The organism is Actinosynnema sp. NPDC059335 (assembly GCF_042752395.1).
GTDB lineage: Bacteria > Actinomycetota > Actinomycetes > Mycobacteriales > Pseudonocardiaceae > Actinosynnema.
Window position 1 is genome coordinate 58,842 of the sequence record NZ_JBHYXZ010000021.1, and the last position, 18,696, is coordinate 77,537.

Annotated in this window: 18 protein-coding genes; 6 read left to right on the forward strand and 12 right to left on the reverse strand. The window is 71.9% G+C overall.

Features of this window, described 5'->3' with window-relative positions:
• Positions 1-807: 807 nt before the first annotated feature.
• From ACFXGA_RS09720 to ACFXGA_RS09730, 3 genes are all read left to right on the forward strand, one after another.
• Entirely contained in the window at positions 808-2,769 is a 1,962-nt protein-coding gene (locus ACFXGA_RS09720) for an ATP-binding protein (RefSeq protein WP_378086053.1), read from the forward strand.
• 328 nt (positions 2,770-3,097) lie between these two features.
• Entirely contained in the window at positions 3,098-3,787 is a 690-nt protein-coding gene (locus ACFXGA_RS09725) for a hypothetical protein (protein ID WP_378086055.1), read from the forward strand.
• A 317-nt stretch (positions 3,788-4,104) separates the two neighbouring features.
• Entirely contained in the window at positions 4,105-5,046 is a 942-nt protein-coding gene (locus ACFXGA_RS09730) for a helix-turn-helix domain-containing protein (protein WP_378086088.1), read from the forward strand.
• A gap of 57 nt (positions 5,047-5,103) precedes the next feature.
• On the opposite strand, the gene ACFXGA_RS09735 is transcribed toward ACFXGA_RS09730, so the two are convergent.
• From ACFXGA_RS09735 to ACFXGA_RS09780, 10 genes are all read right to left on the reverse strand, one after another.
• Positions 5,104-6,936 (reverse strand): peptidoglycan DD-metalloendopeptidase family protein, encoded by a 1,833-nt coding sequence (locus tag ACFXGA_RS09735; RefSeq protein ID WP_378086057.1) that lies wholly within the window; start codon positions 6,934-6,936, stop codon positions 5,104-5,106.
• 198 nt (positions 6,937-7,134) lie between these two features.
• On the reverse strand, positions 7,135-7,626 hold the full coding sequence (locus ACFXGA_RS09740; protein ID WP_378086059.1) for a DUF5662 family protein: 492 nt from the start codon (positions 7,624-7,626) through the stop codon (positions 7,135-7,137).
• 342 nt (positions 7,627-7,968) lie between these two features.
• Positions 7,969-8,448 carry an NUDIX hydrolase gene (locus tag ACFXGA_RS09745; RefSeq protein WP_378086061.1) on the reverse strand — a complete coding sequence of 160 codons (480 nt, stop codon included), beginning with the start codon at positions 8,446-8,448 and terminating at the stop codon, positions 7,969-7,971.
• Positions 8,449-8,470: 22 nt separating this feature from the next.
• A complete protein-coding gene (locus tag ACFXGA_RS09750; protein WP_378086063.1) occupies positions 8,471-9,472 on the reverse strand; it encodes an alpha/beta hydrolase in 1,002 nt (333 codons plus the stop codon).
• A gap of 17 nt (positions 9,473-9,489) precedes the next feature.
• Positions 9,490-9,795: a putative quinol monooxygenase gene (locus tag ACFXGA_RS09755; protein WP_378086065.1), complete on the reverse strand. Its 306-nt coding sequence runs from the start codon at positions 9,793-9,795 to the stop codon at positions 9,490-9,492.
• Positions 9,796-9,937: 142 nt separating this feature from the next.
• Positions 9,938-10,540 carry a hypothetical protein gene (locus ACFXGA_RS09760; protein ID WP_378086067.1) on the reverse strand — a complete coding sequence of 201 codons (603 nt, stop codon included), beginning with the start codon at positions 10,538-10,540 and terminating at the stop codon, positions 9,938-9,940.
• Positions 10,541-10,792: 252 nt separating this feature from the next.
• The gene (efeB, locus tag ACFXGA_RS09765; RefSeq protein ID WP_378086069.1) at positions 10,793-12,043 is read right to left on the reverse strand and encodes an iron uptake transporter deferrochelatase/peroxidase subunit; all 1,251 of its coding nucleotides are present in this window, start codon (positions 12,041-12,043) and stop codon (positions 10,793-10,795) included.
• The gene (efeO, locus tag ACFXGA_RS09770; RefSeq protein ID WP_378086071.1) at positions 12,040-13,155 is read right to left on the reverse strand and encodes an iron uptake system protein EfeO; all 1,116 of its coding nucleotides are present in this window, start codon (positions 13,153-13,155) and stop codon (positions 12,040-12,042) included. The genes efeB and efeO overlap by 4 nt, the downstream gene beginning before the upstream one ends.
• Before the next feature lie 15 nt (positions 13,156-13,170).
• Positions 13,171-13,995, reverse strand: a complete 825-nt coding sequence (efeU, locus tag ACFXGA_RS09775; RefSeq protein WP_378086073.1) for an iron uptake transporter permease EfeU — start codon at positions 13,993-13,995, stop codon at positions 13,171-13,173.
• A gap of 121 nt (positions 13,996-14,116) precedes the next feature.
• On the reverse strand, positions 14,117-15,043 hold the full coding sequence (locus ACFXGA_RS09780; RefSeq protein WP_378086075.1) for a M48 family metalloprotease: 927 nt from the start codon (positions 15,041-15,043) through the stop codon (positions 14,117-14,119).
• Positions 15,044-15,141: 98 nt separating this feature from the next.
• On the opposite strand from ACFXGA_RS09780, the gene ACFXGA_RS09785 reads away from it, so the two are divergent.
• The gene (locus ACFXGA_RS09785) at positions 15,142-15,561 is read left to right on the forward strand and encodes a BlaI/MecI/CopY family transcriptional regulator (RefSeq protein ID WP_378086077.1); all 420 of its coding nucleotides are present in this window, start codon (positions 15,142-15,144) and stop codon (positions 15,559-15,561) included.
• 91 nt (positions 15,562-15,652) lie between these two features.
• Here the strand turns inward: ACFXGA_RS09785 and ACFXGA_RS09790 are convergent, their stop codons facing one another.
• Entirely contained in the window at positions 15,653-16,318 is a 666-nt protein-coding gene (locus ACFXGA_RS09790) for a DsbA family protein (RefSeq protein ID WP_378086079.1), read from the reverse strand.
• A gap of 228 nt (positions 16,319-16,546) precedes the next feature.
• Positions 16,547-16,906 (reverse strand): hypothetical protein, encoded by a 360-nt coding sequence (locus ACFXGA_RS09795; protein ID WP_378086081.1) that lies wholly within the window; start codon positions 16,904-16,906, stop codon positions 16,547-16,549.
• Between the two features lie 388 nt (positions 16,907-17,294).
• Here ACFXGA_RS09795 and ACFXGA_RS09800 point away from each other — a divergent pair, with 388 nt between their 5' ends.
• Entirely contained in the window at positions 17,295-18,044 is a 750-nt protein-coding gene (locus ACFXGA_RS09800; protein WP_378086083.1) for a VOC family protein, read from the forward strand.
• Between the two features lie 332 nt (positions 18,045-18,376).
• Positions 18,377-18,696, forward strand: a 320-nt coding sequence (locus ACFXGA_RS09805; RefSeq protein ID WP_378086085.1) for a hypothetical protein, incomplete at its 3' end; no start/stop codon positions are given.

The window sequence follows — 18,696 nt, forward strand, 5'->3', positions numbered from 1 at the left end:
GCCACTCTCGCGCCCCCCGGCGCACAGACGCGGCCCGCCCCCCCCAACCCCCGCCCGGCGCGGGGACGCCTCGCCGGTCGCCGCGGCGAAGCGGTCGCGCGCCGCGGACGTCAGTACGTCGGGGTCGGGATCAACGGCTGCACCAACACCCACAGCCGATCGGGCGCCAACCGCAAGGCCGACCGATGAACCACGGCACCGCATCATGACAGCACCACTACAACCGCGTTACCCATGCGGACGTAACGGCCTGACGTCGGGCGGCGAAGATCGTGTCAGAGGGTTTCCGCACGTCGGTGGCTGGTTGTGCTCGACAACCGCGGTGACAGGGATGCGCATGGCCGAGGAAGTGCTGATGGTGACCGGTGTCCGGCAAGAGGGCAATGCGAGGCAGAGGAACCATGATCGCCGGCAGGGGCGAAGCGCGCGCTCGATGCGCTGCCGGGCATCGACTTTGTGACGTGCGACAACCGAAGTGCCGACATCCACCTGTGCGTCACGGGCGCAGGAGCAACGCCTCATTCCCCGGTCAGGCCCCGGATCCCGCCTACAAGCCTCCCACGCCATGCCGGCCCGGTGGGAAGGCTCGTGCGAGTCCTCGCGTTCAGCGGCACGTGAGCATGCCCGTCGCCCTTCCCGAGCGGTGTTCGGCCCCTCCAAGATGGGTGGGTGCAGGAGGAGCACGTGCGGAACTCGTTCTCAGGTGACGCCGGTGTGGTGATCCAAGCAGGGGTCGTCCACAGCGGTGTGCACGTCCACCGGTCGCAGGCATCGGGCTTGCCGGTTCCCCGGCAGCTCCCGTTCGACGTGCTCGGTTTCACCGGTCGCGCCGACGAGTTGCGGCGACTGGACGAGTCGCTCACCGGGGACGGGACAGCAGCGATCACGGTGGTCTCGGGCGCGCCGGGTGTCGGGAAAACGGCGGTGGCCGTCCGCTGGGCGCACCGGGTGAGCGATCGATTCCCCGACGGCCAGCTGTACGTGAACCTGCGCGGATTCGACACCACTTCCCCGGTACCTGCGCACCAGGCGCTCGATGCGTTCGTCCGGGCCTTCGACGTCGCGCCCGAACGGATTCCCACGCAGGTGGACGAGCTCGCCGCGCTGTACCGATCCCTGCTGGCGAGCCGCCGGGTGCTGGTGGTGTTGGACAACGCCGCCGATGTCGACCAAGTCCGCCCCCTGCTGCCTGGCTCCGCCACGTGCGCGGTCGTCGTCACGAGCCGCAACCGCCTCGCCGGCCTGTCCGCGGGCGCGGGTGCGCAGCGGGTGGCGCTGGAGGCGTTGTCCCCGGTCGACTCGGTGGCATTGCTGAGGGCCACCGTGGGGTCCGACCGGCTGGACGCCGAGCCCGAGGCCGCCGCCGGGTTGGCGCAGCTGTGCGCGGGCTTGCCGCTGGCGCTGCGGATCGCGGGCGAACGGGTGGCGGGCAGCCGGCACCACGCCCTCGCCGACCTCGTCGAGCAGCTCGCGGCCGAGCACGACCGGCTCGACCTGCTCGCGGCTGTTGACGACCAGGTCGACGTCGTGCGGGCGGCATTCTCGTGGTCCTACCGGAAGCTCCCCGCGCCCGCGGCGGGCATGTTCCGCAGGCTGAGCTGGCACGCCGGCCCGGAATTCGGGGTCCCGGCGGCCGCCGCGTTGGCCGACCTGCCGGAACCGAAAGCCCGGCGGGTGCTGGAAGCACTGGCGGGCGCCAACCTGCTCACGGAAGTCGGACGGGAACGCTACCGGTTCCACGACCTGGTGCGTCTCTACGCGCTGGAACGCGCCGAGGCGGAGGAGACGGCGATCGACCGGACGGCTGCGGTACGACGCCTGCTGGAGTGGTTCCTGCGGATGGCCGATGCCGCCGACCACCAGCTGACCCGCCGCTCCTACTGCGTGACGCTGGCCCACACCGGTGCCGACGAGTTCTTCCCCGACCAGCGGCGGGCGATCCAGTGGTGCGAGCTCGAGCGCGTCAACCTGAAGGCCGCGATCCGCCAGGCCTCCGACAGCGGCGAGCACTCGATCGCGTGGCGGTTGCCCGTCGCACTGTGGGGTTTCTTCTTCCTGAACAAGCACATGGAGGACTGGACCAGTGCCTTGACCATCGGATTGGCGTCGGCCAAAGAAGCCCGCGACCGCCGCGGCGAGGCGTGGATCCTGCACGCGCTCAGGGAAACCCGGTTCAGCATGCACGAGGCGGCGGATGCTTCCGGATACCCGAGGGAGGCGCTCGCCATCTTCCTCGACATCGGCGACCAATGGGGCGTCCGAGAAGCACTGAGCAACCTCGGCTACTCCCACCGCCTGCTGGGACAACCCGAACAGGCGCTGGTCCACCTGAACGACGCCCTGACCCTGTGGCGGCAAACCGAGGACCTGTGGGGCCGGGCGTGGACGCTGCACAGCCTCGGCGAAACCTACCTCGACCTGCGCCGGTGGGACGAAGCGGCGCAAGCCCTGGATGAGGCTCTCCACCTGTTCGCCCGCATCGAGCACAGGCAAGCCGAGGGCTTCGCCATGAGCAACCTCGGCTACGTCCTCCTCGGCACGGAGCAGTTCGCGTCGGCCATCGATCAGTTCCACCAGGCCATGGCCGTCCACGACGAGGTCGGAGACCGCTGGAGCACGTCCCGCAGCATGACCGGCCTCGGCATCGCCCTGCACGCCACCGGCAACACCGAAGACGCCGACAGATATTGGCACGAGGCACTCGCCATCTCCGAGGACCTGCAAGACCGGTCAGCCGCGGAACGGATCCGCGCACTGCTCACGGGGTGAGTCGTCGATCTCGCGGCGGAGGAGTCACTCCCCACACGTCCAAGGGCATCCACGGGAGCAGCGCTTCGCGCGGAGCCGTAGCCGCGTGACCGCAGTGCTACGGCTTGGGTCGAGCGAGGAGTCTGCGCAATTGTGCGGACTCACAAGTGCCCACGGCGCGCTGCCCTCCGCGCCTCCGTGCATCGGGCAGTATTGCTCCGTGAACGACGGCGCTCTGACCCGCGGTCCCGGAGATGAAGACCCGGTCGACACCGATGGTGGGTCGCGCCCTCGGCGCGGTGCCCGGGCGGGCGGACAACGTGCCCGGGCTTCCACGGACGGAACGGTCATGCAGGCGGGCAGGGACGTCACCGTCAACTACTCCCAACACGTCCACTCCACCGCGCCAAGGGGGTGGTGGACCCGGACGATCGCGGTTCTCGCAGTGGCGGCGGTCGTGGCGGTTGTCGTGGTGGTTGTCGGGCTCACGGACTGGCGTGCGCTCTTCGGCTCCACCTCGATCGGATCGCCGTCACCGACGAGCGGGAGTCCTTCTCCGGGCAGCGCCTTCCCACCACGGCCCACCACGACCGCGAGGACGTCGGAACCCGTGCCGGACACGTCCCTCGGCGAGTCGGAGCCGATCATGACGAAGACGGGGTACCGGCTCACGCCGTCCTCAGATCCCCGGACCAACGACCAGGACAAAATCGACCTCGACACGGGCTGTCCCGGCTGGGGCACGACCTCCGTCCCCATCGGCCGCAAGCGGTGCGGGGAACTCGCCGACCTCATCGTCGAGACCTACGGGCTGCACGCGCCCAACGATGCACCACTGCTCTCGCTCGTGAGCGGCCCGGCCACCCTCACGTCCTGCCGTGACCGGGTTGACGGCGTCGGAACGATACAACTCGAAGACCTGGCCGACGGTGCGGAACTGTGCGTACGCACCGACAAGCACAACATCGCCGCCGTACACGTCAAGTCGGTGGACGACACCGGGGAGATGGTGATCGACTACGAGATCTGGGAACCCTGACCACCCAACCCGCCGGCTCGCTCCGCACCGCCGGGCCGCAGGACCTGATCCGTCGGACGAGTCGGCACAGGTGGTGCGTCACTGGATCGGGTGATGTGCCATGGCCTTCCTTGCGACCGCACGTGCGGCTGAACGGGTTCCCTTCGTCACCTGTTCCGGTGGCCCGGAATACGCCCACCGAATCGGCCCGGGCCCCGCACTACATTGACGGACTGCTCCGGGGACGACTGCGGCGACTGGGGGGAGACGTGTGGCGAACAGTGTTCCAAGCCGAGGAGGGCTCGGCCGGCGGTGAGTGGTTCGACCGGTGGCGTGAGATGAGCAGGGGATCGTCACCGCCCACTCTCACCTACGCCGATCGCCCGGAGGATTTCGCCTCTCCCACCATGCGCATGCTGGACCTGGGCGCGGTGCGGGTCGTCTCGGTCACCGCGCCCCCCATGCGCAACGTCCGAACCCACAGGCTGATCCGGCAGTCCGATCCCGAGCAGTGCAACCTGCTGTTGATCACCGACGGACGATGCTGGTTCGACCACGCCGGCAAACGCGTTCAAGGTGTCCCGGGGGATCTGGTCGTCTACGACACCTCGCACCCCTACGAGGCCCGGATCGAGGCCGACGTCGCGCAGGCGAGCGTTTGCGCGGGATTGCAGGTCCAGTTCCCGCGCACGCTGCTACCCCATCCCGCGATGCTCGACCGGCTCCTCGGCGCGCGGTTACCGCCGCAGGACGGGATCAGGAGCATGCTGACCTCGGTCCTGCTGAACCTCGCCAAGCCGTCGGCCACCTATCTGCAGACCGACCTCCCGCGCCTGGCCGTGATCACCGTCGACCTGGCTGTCGCCCTGCTGGCGCACGAGACCGACACCACCGGGCACGTCGAACCGGAGGCCCGGCAGAGGGTGCTGCTCAGCCGGCTGCTCGACTTCGTGGAACGCCACCTCGGCGACCCCGGCCTCTCCCCCGCGACGCTCGCCTCCGCCCACTTCATCTCCACCCGGTACCTGCACAAGCTCTTCCAGGCCGACGGCAAGTCGGTGGCCGACTGGATCCGCGCCCGCAGACTCGACCGCTGCCGACGCGACCTGGCCGACCCGCGCCACGACGCCCGTCCCGTCCACGACATCGCCGCCAGGTGGGGGTTCGGGGACGGCGCGCACTTCAACCGCCTCTTCCGCCGCGCCTACGGCCTGCCTCCCGGCCAGTTCCGGCGCATGGTGCGCTCGTCTCCGCCGATCATCGGCGGCCGTGACCGTTGACCCGGGGGAAGGGGCGGAGGCCGGCTCACGGTCTCCACCCCTGGTCCTGCCGGCCACTCACTTCGTCCAGTAGGCCGCGAAGCGGTGCCCGCCCGCCTCCTGGTACCCGGTCACGGCCCGGGTGAGCAGGCCCGCGGCGAGTTGGGTGTCGAACTCGGCCTGGTACTGGGCGCCGGTCAGCCCGTGCCGGGCGACGAGCGCGGCCACGGCGGGCTTCTGCTGCCAGATGGCGGAGATCCGCGGGCTACCGTTGTGCGTGTAGGCGGCGAGGTGGGCGAGGTGGCGTCCCGCGGCCTTGTTCTGGTCGAACTCCGTCTGGTACTCGGCGGGGGTGAGGAAGCTCTTGACGAAGAAGCTCCCGACGTCCTTCTTCTCGTAGAGCGCCGTGTAGCTGCGCTCACCGGACACGGACACCGGGCTGACGTTGACCGGCCGCCAGCCCTTCGCGGTCAGGTCGTCGAACGCCTTCTGGTGCTCGACCGCGGACAGGCCGTGGTAGGCCGTGCACTCCGGGCCCGGCGACTTGACGAAGATCGGCGCGTAGCGGATGCCGCCGCCGCTGAGGTAGCTCTCGACGTGGACCAGCCGGAAGCCCTGCTTCGTGAACGTGTCGAAGACGGTCTGGTAACCCGCGGCCGTCAGCCCGTGCTTGGCGGTCCGGGGCACGCCGTCGGCCGGGCGGAAGACGACGTTGAAGAACGTCTCGCCGTTGACGTCGTAGCCGTCGATCCACACCAGCCGGTACCCCGACTTGGTGATCCGGTCGAACTCCAGCTGGTAATCGCTCTCGGCGATGCGGTGCCGGGCGATCTCGGCCCAGCCCGGCGGGTACCAGGCGGGCGCGGTGGCCGCCGGCCAGATCGCCGAGGTCACGTTCGGCAGGCACTGGTCGTCGGCCTTCACCCACGGGCCGGCCGGGTCCGGCGGGTTGAGCGCCGACCGGTCGAGCACGTAGAGCGTGTGGTAGGGCAACGGGCGCAGCGGCCCACCCCAGGGCACCGTGGCGTTGATGCTGTGGACGTGCAAATGCGGGCCGCTGGAGTTGCCCGAGTTGCCGGCCAACCCGAGGAAGTCGCCCTCCTGCACGACCGCGCACTTGGCGAGCAGCGCGGGGTTGAGCGACCCCTTCCGGAAGTGCGCGTACAGCACCAGCTCGTCACCGTGCTGGAGGTAGAAGTGGTTGCCCTCCACCGGGTCGGGCGGGGAGAGGTCCTGTCCCGGGGCCGGGTTGTCGGGCCGGTCGTCGGCGAAGGCCACGACCGTGCCGTCAGCCATGGCGTAGACGGGCTTGCCCCAGATGCGGAAGTGCTCGTTCTTGTCCCCGGCCTTGCCGGGCAGGAGTTCCGACCACTGGAGCTTGGCCGGGTCCCAGGCGACGACGCCCATGTCGTAGGCGAACAACTGGCCGCCGTCACCGGCCGGGGCGTGCGTGCCGCTGCGGCCCGACCAGTACTCGCCCTGCTTGAGGTCGGTGGCCCGCGCCGGGAACCGGTAGCTGGCCGCCGCGGTCGGGCTGCTGTGGGGCGCCAGCGGCAGCAGGACGGCAGCCGGGGTGTCGAAGCCGTCGCACGTGAGCCCCACTCGGACGGTGGCCGGCGCCGGCACGGGCAGGAAGACGGTGTTCGCGGCGGCGAAGGACCACGACGCGGTCTTCCCGGCCGCGATCGTCAGGTTGACCGGGATGGTCACCGGGTTCACCGCCGGCGCACCCACGAAGGAGACGAGCACCTCGGTGACGTGCACCTGTTGGCCCTCGTTGTTCTTGATGACCAGTCTCAGCGACAACTGGCCCTTGGCCGGACCGCCGGCGGACGGCGGCGCGAGCCGCCCGTACACCACCGCCCCGGCCTCCACCGGCTCGACGGACATCACGACGTTGGGCGATCCCATGGCGTCCTCCTCGCTCCCCACGACGAAACGTTGCGGGACAACCATGTCCGCCCGGCCGGCCCCGTGTCGTTGACCGCGACGGCACAGCGGTTGACGATCCGCGCACTGATGACGTGATCGGCGCGGGCCGACTCGTCGTGGTCCGTGGCCAACCAGGGCGGTGGTGTGGTCGGTATCGGGTCTGGCGGCTTTGCCGTGTCAGGGTGACGAGTCGTGGTCCGGTTCCGCGGACAGCCATCCGAGGTGGCGGGCGGTGTTGGTCAGGATGTCCATCAGTTGTGGCGCGATGTCGAACCGGTCGCGGTTGATCGTCAGGCCGGCCGCGAGGTCGCCGTGCGGGGCGCGTTCGGTGGCCGCCTTCCAGTCCGCCAACATCTCGAGCAGGTCGATCAGGGTCATGCCGTTGATGCCGTCGGCGAAGTGCTCCGGGTGGTGGCGGTTGTGCGCGTAGTGGTGTCGCAGCCCTTCGCCCATCCCTTCGACCAGGGACGAGTACTCCTCACTGCCGTAGGCCGCGGCGCGCAGGCGTGGCACGACCTCGTCGTAGACGCCCCGCTCCGGCTCGCGGGTCTTGCTCAGGTCGTGCCGGACGGACCGGTCGAGCAACTCCTTGATCGGCCGGCCCATCAGCTCGGCGACCCGCAGGCTGTGCCACAGCGTGTCCGGCGTGGAGTCGTACGGCATGCCCATGTGCTCCCCTTCGACGGGAAATGCGGATCGGGATCACCCGGTCGAGACGGCCCGACCCAAGGCTGTGAACGGTGATCGGGGCGTCGGGGCCGGTGCCACGTCGCAGCCGCTGGACGCCACCGCGGGCCAAGAGAGGACTGTAGGCCGCGTCGCGCGGGCGCTCGGCGGGATCGGGCGCTGCCACCCGGTCGGGCCGCGCCTGTTGGTGTCGGTCACAGCGCGCCCGGGCGACGCGGTGACCGGCCACCTCGAAACGCTGACCATCCGGCGCTCCGACGGCGACCGCGGGCACCCGATGATCGGCATGGTGGAAGGGTCGTCACGTCGTGCGGGGCCGGCGTTTCAGCCGGGCGGGGTGTGGACGACGCGCCTGGCGATCTCGGCGTCGAGTGGGCTCATGTCCTCGCCGACGGGGCCCGACGGCGGCCACCACAGGAAGTCGAGCACCTCGTCGTTGACCAGCAGTCGGGGCAAGGCCCGGAGCCGGACCCGGTAGACGGCGAGGAGTTCGTGGCGGTCGGGGTCGACGAGGTCGAACTCGGCCACCGCGACGCCGTCCGCCTCCACCCCGTCGATGCCGGTCTCCTCCCGCAACTCCCGGACCGCGGCCTGACGGGACGTCTCGCCCGGCTCGCGTGACCCTCCCGGGAGTTCCCACTGCCTTCGCCAACTGTCGAAGACCATGAGCACGGCCCCCGCGTGCTCGACCACGACCACGGACGCCGGAACGGACGCCGGATCGTCCAAGCGCTCCAACTCCGAGTCCGTGACGACGCGGAACCCCGTCAACGTGTTGCCCGCACGGTCCCGGACCGCGGGCATCGGGTCGCCGTCATGCGACCGGTCAGCTCGCGGACACCGCATGCTCAGGACGTCCGTTCTCGTGCTCGTTCTGCGCGGCAGTGCCGAGGACCCGCCCGAGCCATTCGGTGCGGGTACGGCGGGCGGCGGTCGACAGGCGTGCCTGTGGGTGGAGCGCGTCGAACGCGTGGAACCCGCCCGCCCAGACGTGCAGTTCGGCCTGGCCGCCCGCCGCCCAGATCCTGGTGGCGTAGTCGACGTCCTCGTCCCGGAAGACCTCGGCGGTGCCGCAGTCGATGTAGGTCGTGGGCAGGCGGGAGAGGTCGTCGGCCGTCGCCGGGGAGACGTAGCGGGACACGTCCTCGCTGTCGCCGAGCACCGACCGCCACGCGAACTCGTTCATCTCGCCGGTCCAGACGCCGGGGCCGCCGGAGAACTGGCGGCTCGACGTCGTGGTATTGCGGTGGTCGAGCATCGGGCAGCTCAGCACCTGCGCGACGATCGCCGGGCCGCCGAGGTCACGCGCCATCAGCGTGACGCCGGCCGCGAGGCCCCCGCCGGCGCTGATCCCCGCGACGACGATGCGGGCGGGGTCGACACCCAGCTCGTCCGCGTGCTCGGCCACCCACACCAAGCCGCGGTAGCAGTCGTCGACCAGGGTGGCGCCGGTGAACTCCGGCGCCAGCCGGTAGTCCACGGAGACCACCACGGCGCCGAACGCGACGAGCCACTCCAGCGGGATGTCGATCTGGGAGAGGCGGTCGCCCATGACCATCCCGCCGCCGTGGATCCAGTAGACGCACGGCATCGCGGACTCGTCCGCCCTCGTCGGGTTGAAGATCGAGAGCGGGATCTCCGTGCCGTCCTGCGCGGCAACGGTGACCTCCCGACGGTCGACCGGGTGACCGGCGAGGAACGTCTCGGCCGGCGGCGACGGGACCTGCCGCAACCGGGCGAGGATGTCCGTGTCCAAAGTGGACATGAGTGGCACCTCGGCGAGCAGCGCGCCCAGCTCGGGGTCGTGTGCGGGGTGTGGTGCGGTCATGACGGTTCCTCTTCCCGTCAGAGGGCGGACTTGCCGCCGACCGGCACCAGGTCGGTGTACTCGGACTCGCCGACGAGCAGCGGCCGGAGCGCCGCGACGAAGACCTGCGCGGGCTCGGAGGCGAAGACCGCGGCGTGTGCCTCGGGGGTGGTCCAGCCCTCGATGACGTGGAGGACGTCCGGGTTGCTCGCCGAGCGGCTGACCAGGAAGACGACGCAGTCGTCGTGGGGCAGGGACGGCGCGTCGAGCATCAGCTCAAGGACCTCGTCCCCCTTGCCCGGCTGAGCGGTCATCGTGGCGGCGAAGCCGTGGCCGACGGTCATGCGATCACTGTCTCCTCGGTCTTGGAGCGTGATGTGCTCCGGAACTCCGACGACTCCAGGAAACCGTTCCGACCAGTGGTTTTGCCAGATGAATGCTCTCTTTCCCTTGCACGATCCTCTCAGTGCGGGCTCGCCTCCGGGGTCACGGGCTGGTGATCTGCCCGACGAGCGTGCCGTTCTGGGTGGTGACGCCCTGGCCGGTGGCGCATTGCAGGAGGTTGAGAACCGGGTAGAGCCAGACGACGGTGGCGTTGCCGCCCGGGAACTTGCCGCTGATGACGGGTCCGGTTCCGGTGACCTGTTCGGTGCCGCCGAGGACGACCTCGGTGAAGGTGAGGTCGACCACGGACTGCTCGCCGGTGTTCCACGTGATGGTGAAGGCGGGGTCGCGGACGATGCTGGGTGGCGCGAGGCAGGACGCCTGGTCCAGGACGATGCTGCTGCCCGACGTGCCGCTGGTGATGGCGGGATCGGTGGACAGGCAGGAGTTGAGGCTGTCGGTCTCGGTGTAGGCGACCGTCCGCGGCGTGTAGGTCAGGCCGGGCTGGTAGGTGATGGTCGAGCCACCCGTGCAGGTGGTCGAGGAGGCGGCCGAGGCGGTGGGTGCGGCCGACAGGACGGCGGCCACGGCCAGGACGGCGCCGGCGGCGAGCGCGGTCCACCGCCGACGGGTGCGGCGTGGCACCGTGATCGGCAACTGCGGCGTCGGCGCGGTGGGCGGTTTGGGTTTTCCGTTGCTGGACAAGGTGGCCTCGTTTCGACGTGCCGGACCGGGCGTGGGGACGACTCCCGCGGTCGGGCCGGCGAGCAACCGGACCACCATGCTGAGCCCGAAAGGGTGTACGGGGTAGAGGAAGAAGACCCGGAAACGGCACGAGCCGACGTCCGTCGCGGCAGCGGACGGCAGCGGACGGCGTTCCAGGCGCGCAGTGCGAGCGGTTGAAGCGCTTCGACGGGTCCGGGTGCCGCAGTTCTCGGCGGAGCGTGCGGTCGGGGGTTACCCGGTGAACAGCGTGTCGCCCCAGAAGCCGCCCTCCCGGACGCCCGGCGGGATGGCGAAGTGGCCGGAGCCGGTGTGCTCCAGGTACTCCATCATCCTGTCCTTGGTGGACAGTGCCTGCTGCATCGGCACGAACTGGGTCGCCGTGTCGCGGTTGAAGCAGATGAAGAACAGCCCCGCGTCCAGGTGGCCGAGGCCGTCCGAGCCGTCGGTGAAGTTGTAGCCGCGGCGGAGGATCTTCACTCCTCCCAGGGCTTCCGCGGACGCCAGGCGGATGTGGGCGTCCTCCGCGATGAGGGGTTTTCCGCCCTTGCCCTTGACGTGCAGGTCGACCGGGTCGAACTCGGCGAGTTGGCCGAGCGGCGCGCCGACGCTTTTGGTCCGCCCCACGACGGCCTCCTGCTCGGCCAGGGACGTGCGGTCCCAGATCTCGACGTGCATGCGGATGCGGCGCGCCACCAGGTAGGTGCCGCCGGTCAGCCAGTCCGGGCCGTCGCCGGGCTGCACCCAGACGTGCTGCCGCAGCAGGTCGTGGTCCTCGGCCTTCAGGTTGTTCGTGCCGTCCTTGAAGCCGAACAGGTTGCGCGGGGTGGCCTGGGAGGTGGAGGTGGACGACGTGCGCCCGAAGCCCAGCTGCGACCAGCGCACGGCCACGCGCCCGAACCCGATGCGCACGAGGTTGCGGATGGCGTGGACGGCGACCTGCGGGTCGTTGGCGCACGCCTGGATGCACAGGTCGCCGCCGCTGCGGTTCTCGGCGAGGTCGTCGCGGGGGAACCGGGGCAGGTCGATCAGGCGTGGCGGGCGCAGGTCGGCCAGGCCGAACCGCTCGTCGAACAGCGAAGGTCCGAAGCCGATCGTCAGCGTGAGGCCGGACGCGGGCAGGTCCAGCGCCTCCCCCGTGTCCTTCGGCGGCGCGTCGGGGCGTCCGCCGACGGCCCCGCCGGCGACGGCCTCCTGCCCCGACGTCATCCGGCGCGCCGCGTCGGTCCAGTCCTTGAGCAGCGCCACCAGGTCCGCGCGCTCGGTGGTGGTGACGTCCAGCGCCACGAAGTGCATCCGGTCCTGCGCCGGGGTGGTGATCCCGGCCTGGTGCTCGCCGTGGAACGGCACGGCGTCGGCCAGGCCGGAGGTGCACCGCACCTCGTCCGTGGCCGCGCCGAGCGCGCCCGCCGCCGCGCCCGCGCCCGCCAGGGCGACGCCCGCTCCGGCGAGCCCGAGCAGCCGCCGCCGGGGCAGCCCGGTCACCGCGACACCACCTCGGCGACGTGGGAGATCGGCTCGCCGAGCGCGTCCACGGCCGCGGCCAGCGCCTTGACCTCCGGCTCGGTCAGCGCCGTGTAGGGCTTGAACCCGTCGCCGTCGCGGTGCGCTTCCAGCAGGGCGTCCAGGGCGGCGAACTTCTCGTCTACGGTCGTGACGAGCGCCTTGTCCCTCTCCTCGATCACCGGCCGCAGGGCGGCGATCGCGGCCTGGGAGCCGTCGACGTTGGCCCGGAAGTCCCACAGGTCGGTGTGCGAGTAGCGGTCCTCCTCGCCGGTGATCTTGCCGGTGGCGACCTCGTCCAGCAGTTCCTTGGCGCCGTTGGCCAGTTGCAGGGGCGTCAGCTCGACGGCCTTGGCCCGCCGCACGACCTCGCCGACGTCGGTCAGCAGTCGGTCGGCGACGGCGGCCGAGTCGGCTTGCGGGCCGGACTCCCACAGGTCCTTCTCCAGCCGGTGGAAGCCGGTGAACTCCAAGCCCTCCTCGATGACGTCCTCGCGGCCGTCGATCTTCGGGTCGAGGTCGCCGAAGCTCTCCGCGACGGGTTCGATCCGCTCCCAGTAGGTCCGGGCGACCGGGTACAGGGCCTTGGCCCGCTCCACCTCGCCCGCCTTCACCGCGGTCACGAACTCGCCGGTCTTCGCCAGCAGGCTGTCGGCCTGCGAGTTGACCCACCGCTGGTAGCTCCGGGCGGCCTCGGCGAGCGCGGCGTCGGTGTCGGTGGACTTGCGGCCGTCGCCGGTGACGGTGAACGCGCCGCGGATGCCGTCGCCCTTCATGCCCGGCTTGCACGCGGTCTGCAACGCCCCGGGCTCGGTGACCTCCACGATGAGCCGCCGGGTGAGGCCGGGCCCGATGTTCTCGACCTCGCCGAGGATCCGGTCGCCTTCGGCGAACAGGTAGAACTCGGTGACCTTCGTGCCCTTGTTGGTCACCTCGAAGGTCACGTTGCCGGTGGTCGCCTCGGTGCGGGCGACCTCGCAGGCGTCGTCGGACGCCTGCACGGCGATGACGCCGCCGTCGTCCGCGGCGGGCGTGCTCGTGCCGCACGCGGCGAGCAGGAGGAGCAGGGCGAAGCCCAGGGTGCGCTTGGACACGTGCGTGACTCCGGTTCAGTTGCCCGACGCGACGCGGGCGCGCGGGCGGATCAGGAACAGCGGCAGGACGATGGCGACGTACCCGGTCCAGGCGACGGCCTGGAGCACGGTCGTGCGCTGGGAGTAGTTGAAGATGCCCTTCAGCAGCGCCCCGTGCCAGGAGTCCTCGGGAACGGACTCGCTCAGGTCGAACGCGAGGGTGTCCAGGCCGGGCAGGATCGCCGCTTCCTGGAGGTCGTGCAGGCCGTAGGCGAGGACGCCGGCCGCCACGAACACCAGCAGGGCGCCCGTCCAGGTGAAGAAGGTGCCCAGGTCGAACCGGATCGCGCCGCGGTAGAGCAGGAACGCGAGCGCGATCGCGACGGCGATGCCGACCAGGAACCCGATCAGCGGCTGGGTCGTGCCGCCGCCCGCGCTCTGGACGCTGGAGTAGAAGAAGACGGCCGTCTCCAGACCTTCGCGGCCGACGGCGAGGAACGACACCGCGACGATCGCGAGCGGCCCGACGTCGACGGCCTGGTCGAGCCTGTCGCGCAGGTCCCCGGCGATCGTGCGCGCGGTCGAGCGCATCCAGAAGATCATCCCGGTGACGAACGCGACGGCGAGGATCGACATGCCGCCGCCCAACGCCTCCTGCGCCTCGAAGCCGAGGGTGGCGGTGGTGAACGTGATCACCGCGCCCACGGCCACGGACAGCGCCACGGCGACGCCGACCCCGGTCCAGACGTGCGGCAGCTTCGACCGGCGGTCGGTCTTGACCAGGAAGGCGACCAGGACGCTGACGACGAGCGCGGCTTCGAGCCCTTCCCGCAATCCGATCAGCCCGTTGCTCACGAGCACCGCGCACCCCGCCTTGTTTAGGTAAGCCTAGGCAAACTTCGACAAGACTGTAGAAGATGAGCGGTCCGGTTTGTCAAGCGGCGCACATCGGGCACGTCGACGGCCGGCGAGGAGGGATCGACTACCGCAGGGAGGCGAGGTGCAGCAGCTCGACCAGGTCGTAGACGCACTCGCCCGTCCACCCGACCGTCCCGGCCGCCAGCAGCACCGGGAGCACCGCCGGCCACCGCCGGCGCAGGTCCGGCGCGATCAGCGCCGACACCCTCCGGGGCACGGCTCCGGGCGTCGAGCCCGACGCGGCGAGCAGGCCGTGCGGCCGACGCCCGTGCCCCGACGTGGCCAGCGCGGCGTGGCCGAGCGCCCTGGCGACCGCGCGCCGGTCGCCCAGTTCCGCCGCGGCGGCTTCGTCCGCGGCACGTTCGGCCAGGTAGGCGACCTTCCTCGCGACCGGCCACAGCACGGGGTGGATCGCCGCGGCCAACCGCGCGAGCCACACCAGCCGGTGGTGGCCGCCGGCCAGGTGCGCGCGCTCGTGGGCGAACACCGCCGCGCGCTGGGGCCCGTCGAGCGCGCCCAGCATCCCGGTGGTGACGACGATCCGACCGGGTTCGCCCTTCGCGGCGGGGAGCGCGAAGGCGTCCGCGCGGGCGTCGTCCACCACGACGACGCCCTCGTGCCGGTCCAGCCACCGGACCTCGCCGCGCACCGCCTCGACCGCGCGCCGCCGCCGTGCCCGTGCGACGGCGACCACGGCCACGATCGCGCACGTCCACGCCAACGACACCCACGGGACCCACCGCACGTGCGCGGTGTCGGCGACGACCTCGTCCGCCGACCAGTGCCCCCACGCGGCGACGACCGGCAGCTCCGCCAACGCCTTGAGCGCGAACGACAGCAGGGTCACCGCGCCCGCCCCGGCCGCCACCACCGCCGTCCACGCGAACACCCGCACCGCGAGGCCGGGGCGCACCCGGTCGGCCAGCGACGCCGTGCCCAGCAGCACCAGCAGCGGCGTGGCCAGCACGGACCAGGCGAAGTGGTCGAACACGGGAACCCCCTTCGGGACGGCCCAGTCTCGCACGGGCGGGCACGGGCGCGGACGCCGCCGAGGCGGGTCCGGAATCGGCCGAAGGTACGATTTGCACCGTGGACGACGGCACTGCGAAGAACGACGGCGACCGGCCGTCACGCCGCCATCCCGGAGCGCTGTCGTCCAGGGTCCTCGAGGTGCTCAACGACTCGGCCGAGCCCCTGACCCCGGCCGAGGTCCGGGCACGCGTCGACCCGGCGGGCGCGCTGTCCTACAGCACCGTCGTGACGACGTTGACCAGGCTGCACGACAAGGGCATGGCGACGCGCAGCCGCGACGGCCGCGCGTACCGCTACACGGCCACCACCGACCCCTCGTCGCTCACGGCCTGGCGCATGGGCAGGTTGCTGGAGAGCGAGCCGGACCGCGCTTCCGTGCTGACCCGCTTCGTCGGCGCGCTCGCCGAGGACGACGAGCGCGTCCTGCGCGACCTGCTGCGCGACCTCGACGACGGTCAGAGCGGCGTCACCCGGTAGTCCTGGAAGGCGGTCACGACCAGCAGGACGACCGCCGCGTACCAGGCGGTGAGCACCAGGGGGAGCGGTCGGGTCGTGGAGGGGGCCGTGGTCACCGGGCGAGTTCCCGGTCGATCGCGGCCTTGAGCGCCTCGTAGGTGGGGTCGCCCTCGAACAGGGCGCCGTTGACGAAGAACGTCGGGGTGCCGCGGACGTCGAGCGCGATCCCGTCGTCCCGGTCCTTGCGCACGCGCTCCAGCACGGCAGGGTCGTCCAGGTCGGCCTCGAACTTCGCCACGTCCAGCCCGAGCGCCTCGGCGAACCCCACGAACGCCTCCCGCTGCGAGTCCCGCTTCTCGCCCCAGGTCGGCTGGGCCTCGTACATGGCCCGGTACATCAGGTCCAGCTTGCCCTGCCGGCCCGCGGCCTCGACCGCGCGGGCGGCCAGTTCGGCGTTGCGGTGGCCGGGGATCGGGAAGTGGCGCATCACGAACGACACCCGGTCGCCGTACTCCGCCCGCAGCTGCTCCACGCCGGGGAACGCCGCCCGGCACGCCTCGCACTCCAGGTCGAGGAACTCGACCACGGTGACCTCGGCGTCGGCGGTCCCGGACAACCGGTGGCTGTCCGGGCGCACCAGCGGGACGGACGTGCCGGGGTCCGGCTGCGCGCCGGCGGCGGGTGGCGTGTCGTCCGGGCGGTTGACCAGCGCGAGCGCTGCCACGACCGCGACGACGGCGGCGATCACGGTCAGGGAGACCTTCGCGTTCTTCGTCATGTTCACGTTTCCACTTCGGTTCGCTGTGACGAGTCAGGGGGATGGCCGCGCCCGGGAAGGGGTGGGCGGCAGCACGCGGCGGCCGCGCGCGAACGCGGCTCGACGTCGTGGATCGGCGGCGGTTCGCCGCGGGAGGGCCGGTTCGCCGCGAGAGGGGCGGTTGGCCGCGGGAGGGACCGGGAGCGGTGCCCGGTTCGGGCGCGTCCGGGGCGGACGTGCCGGGTGCTCCTACGTGCGCAGCACGCAGAGCTGGGTCAGGCGCGGGGCCGGCAGGTGCCCGCGGGGCAACGAGACGGCCGGCAGCCGCACGGCCGCGGACAGCGGCACGAGCGGGCTGCGCAGGCCGAGGACCGCCAGGAGGGCGGCCACGAGCAGCATCAGGCAGGCGCCGATCGTGCCGTCGCGGTCGGCGGGCGCTTCCCCGGTCGGGAGGCCCGGCCGTTCGTCGGGGTGGGCGTCGAGCACGGCCGTGGCCGCCCCGGTGGCGCAGCACGCCGCGGGCGGGAGGCCGGCCGCGCACGCCGGGTTCTGCAACAGCACGATGCCGACGACGGCGACGAGCACGGCCAGGAACCGCACGAGCCTCACTCGCGCCGCGGCCGTCCTGCCCGTTCCCGACACGGGCCCCAGGTTAGCCAGTGCCCGTCGTGCCGCTGTGCACCAGGCATCCTCCGCGCGGCGTCATCTCGACGCATCGATGGGTACTTGTTCGTGGTCGCGGTCGATGACGCCGGAATTCCGGACGAAGACCGGGTGCTCGCCGTCCTCGTTCGCCCGGGGAATCGAGGACGGCCAGGCCGCTCACCCGGTCGTGCCCCACGACGACCAGGATCGGCCGGCGTCCCGCAGTCGCGGAGGGCGTTCAGGGTCGCCGATCCGCAGCCGACGCCCGGGGACGTGGTCGGCGGGCGGTCGACGGGCGGGCGGTTTAGCGTGGGCCCGATCGCCGACACGACCGCAGCCGGAGGGGGCAGTCATGGTGGTTCGCACGAGTTCGTGGCCCGCGGGCACGCCCTGTTGGGTCGACATCAGCACCGACGTCGACCGCGCCGTCGCCTTCTACGGCGAGCTGTTCGGCTGGCGGTTCGACGTCGCCGGCCCCGAGTACGGCGGGTACGGGGTGGCGTTGCGGGACGGGCACCCGGTGGCCGGGGTCGGGCCCAAGCAGGACCCCGGGCAGCCGTCGGCGTGGACGACGTACCTCGCCACCGACGACGTGGAGGCGTCCGCCGAGGCCGTCACCCGGGCGGGTGGCCAGGTCGCGTTCGGGCCGATGGTCGTCGGCGACAAGGGCACCATGGCCGTCGCGGCGGACCCGACCGGGGTGCTGTTCGGCCTGTGGCAGGCCGGCACGAACACCGGGGTGGACCTCGCCAACGAGCCGGGCAGCCTGGTCTGGAACGAGCACACGAGCGGCGACGTCGGCGCGGCGAAGCGGTTCTACGCCGAGGTCTTCGGCTACACCTACGCCCCGGTCGAGGGCGCCGGCGACTACTCCACCATCGCGCTCCCCGGCGACGCGCGGCCCGTCGGCGGCATCGGCGCGGGCGCCGGCGGGTGGCAGGTCTACTTCCAGGTCGCCGACGCGGACGAGGCCGTGGCGGCGGTGCGGCGACTCGGCGGCACGGTCGTGGACGAGCCCGTGGACACGCCGTACGGCCGCATGGTGAAGGTCGCCGACGACCAGGGCTCCACCTTCCACCTCATGGGCGTGCCCGCCGAGTAGCGCGCCCGTCGCGGGGCCGACGACCGGCAGGGCGTCGGCCCCGAAGCCTGTCCGCACAACGGTTCCCCCCGCCGCACGTCCCGGTGGCGGCGCAACGCGCTGCGCCGATCGGTCCAGTTGATCACGGACGCTGGACAACGACGCCGAAGTGCGCTGAGGTGGAGGCACTGGGGCATCACTGGGGGTAGGTCGACGGAAGTCCGCTCCGCGCGTCGCCGACGCGCGGAGGCGTTGTCGCGCGCGCTTCCGCGCGAATCCCCCGCTGTTCCGGAGGCCCTCGCCAACAGCGTGTGACGAAGGGGAACTCTGTGGGGAAGAGACCGTTGTCCTTGGTGGCCGCCGCCCTCCTGGCGACCGCGGCCGGCGCGGCGTCGCCGGGTCCGGCCGCCGCCGCGCCGGCGGGACCCGGCGCCGTGATCGAGGTGAAGCTGTCGTCCGGGGCGGACGTCGCGGCGGTGCGACAGGCGCTGGACGACCGCGAGATCGCCCGGGTGACGCCGCTGTTCGCGCGCCTCGGCGACCGGCTGGCGCCGGGGGGCGGGGGGGCGGGGGGCGGTGGGCCCGCAGGGCCGCCCCGGTGCGGCCCCCCGCCGGGTGCGGGCCTTGGTGGGCGGTGGGGGCGCGACCGCGGACGGGGAGGTCGGGCGGTGGC

Excerpts from the sequence above, each read along its gene's own strand:
- ACFXGA_RS09725 (WP_378086055.1), top strand. The coding sequence starts at position 3,098 with ATGCAGGCGGGCAGGGACGTCACCGTCAACTACTCCCAACACGTCCAC.
- ACFXGA_RS09755 (WP_378086065.1), bottom strand. The coding sequence starts at position 9,795 with ATGACCGTCGGCCACGGCTTCGCCGCCACGATGACCGCTCAGCCGGGC.
- ACFXGA_RS09745 (WP_378086061.1), bottom strand. The coding sequence starts at position 8,448 with ATGCCCGCGGTCCGGGACCGTGCGGGCAACACGTTGACGGGGTTCCGC.
- ACFXGA_RS09735 (WP_378086057.1), bottom strand. The coding sequence starts at position 6,936 with ATGGGATCGCCCAACGTCGTGATGTCCGTCGAGCCGGTGGAGGCCGGG.
- ACFXGA_RS09730 (WP_378086088.1), top strand. The coding sequence starts at position 4,105 with ATGAGCAGGGGATCGTCACCGCCCACTCTCACCTACGCCGATCGCCCG.
- ACFXGA_RS09790 (WP_378086079.1), bottom strand. The coding sequence starts at position 16,318 with ATGACGAAGAACGCGAAGGTCTCCCTGACCGTGATCGCCGCCGTCGTC.
- ACFXGA_RS09750 (WP_378086063.1), bottom strand. The coding sequence starts at position 9,472 with ATGACCGCACCACACCCCGCACACGACCCCGAGCTGGGCGCGCTGCTC.
- ACFXGA_RS09800 (WP_378086083.1), top strand. The coding sequence starts at position 17,295 with ATGGTGGTTCGCACGAGTTCGTGGCCCGCGGGCACGCCCTGTTGGGTC.
- ACFXGA_RS09740 (WP_378086059.1), bottom strand. The coding sequence starts at position 7,626 with ATGGGCATGCCGTACGACTCCACGCCGGACACGCTGTGGCACAGCCTG.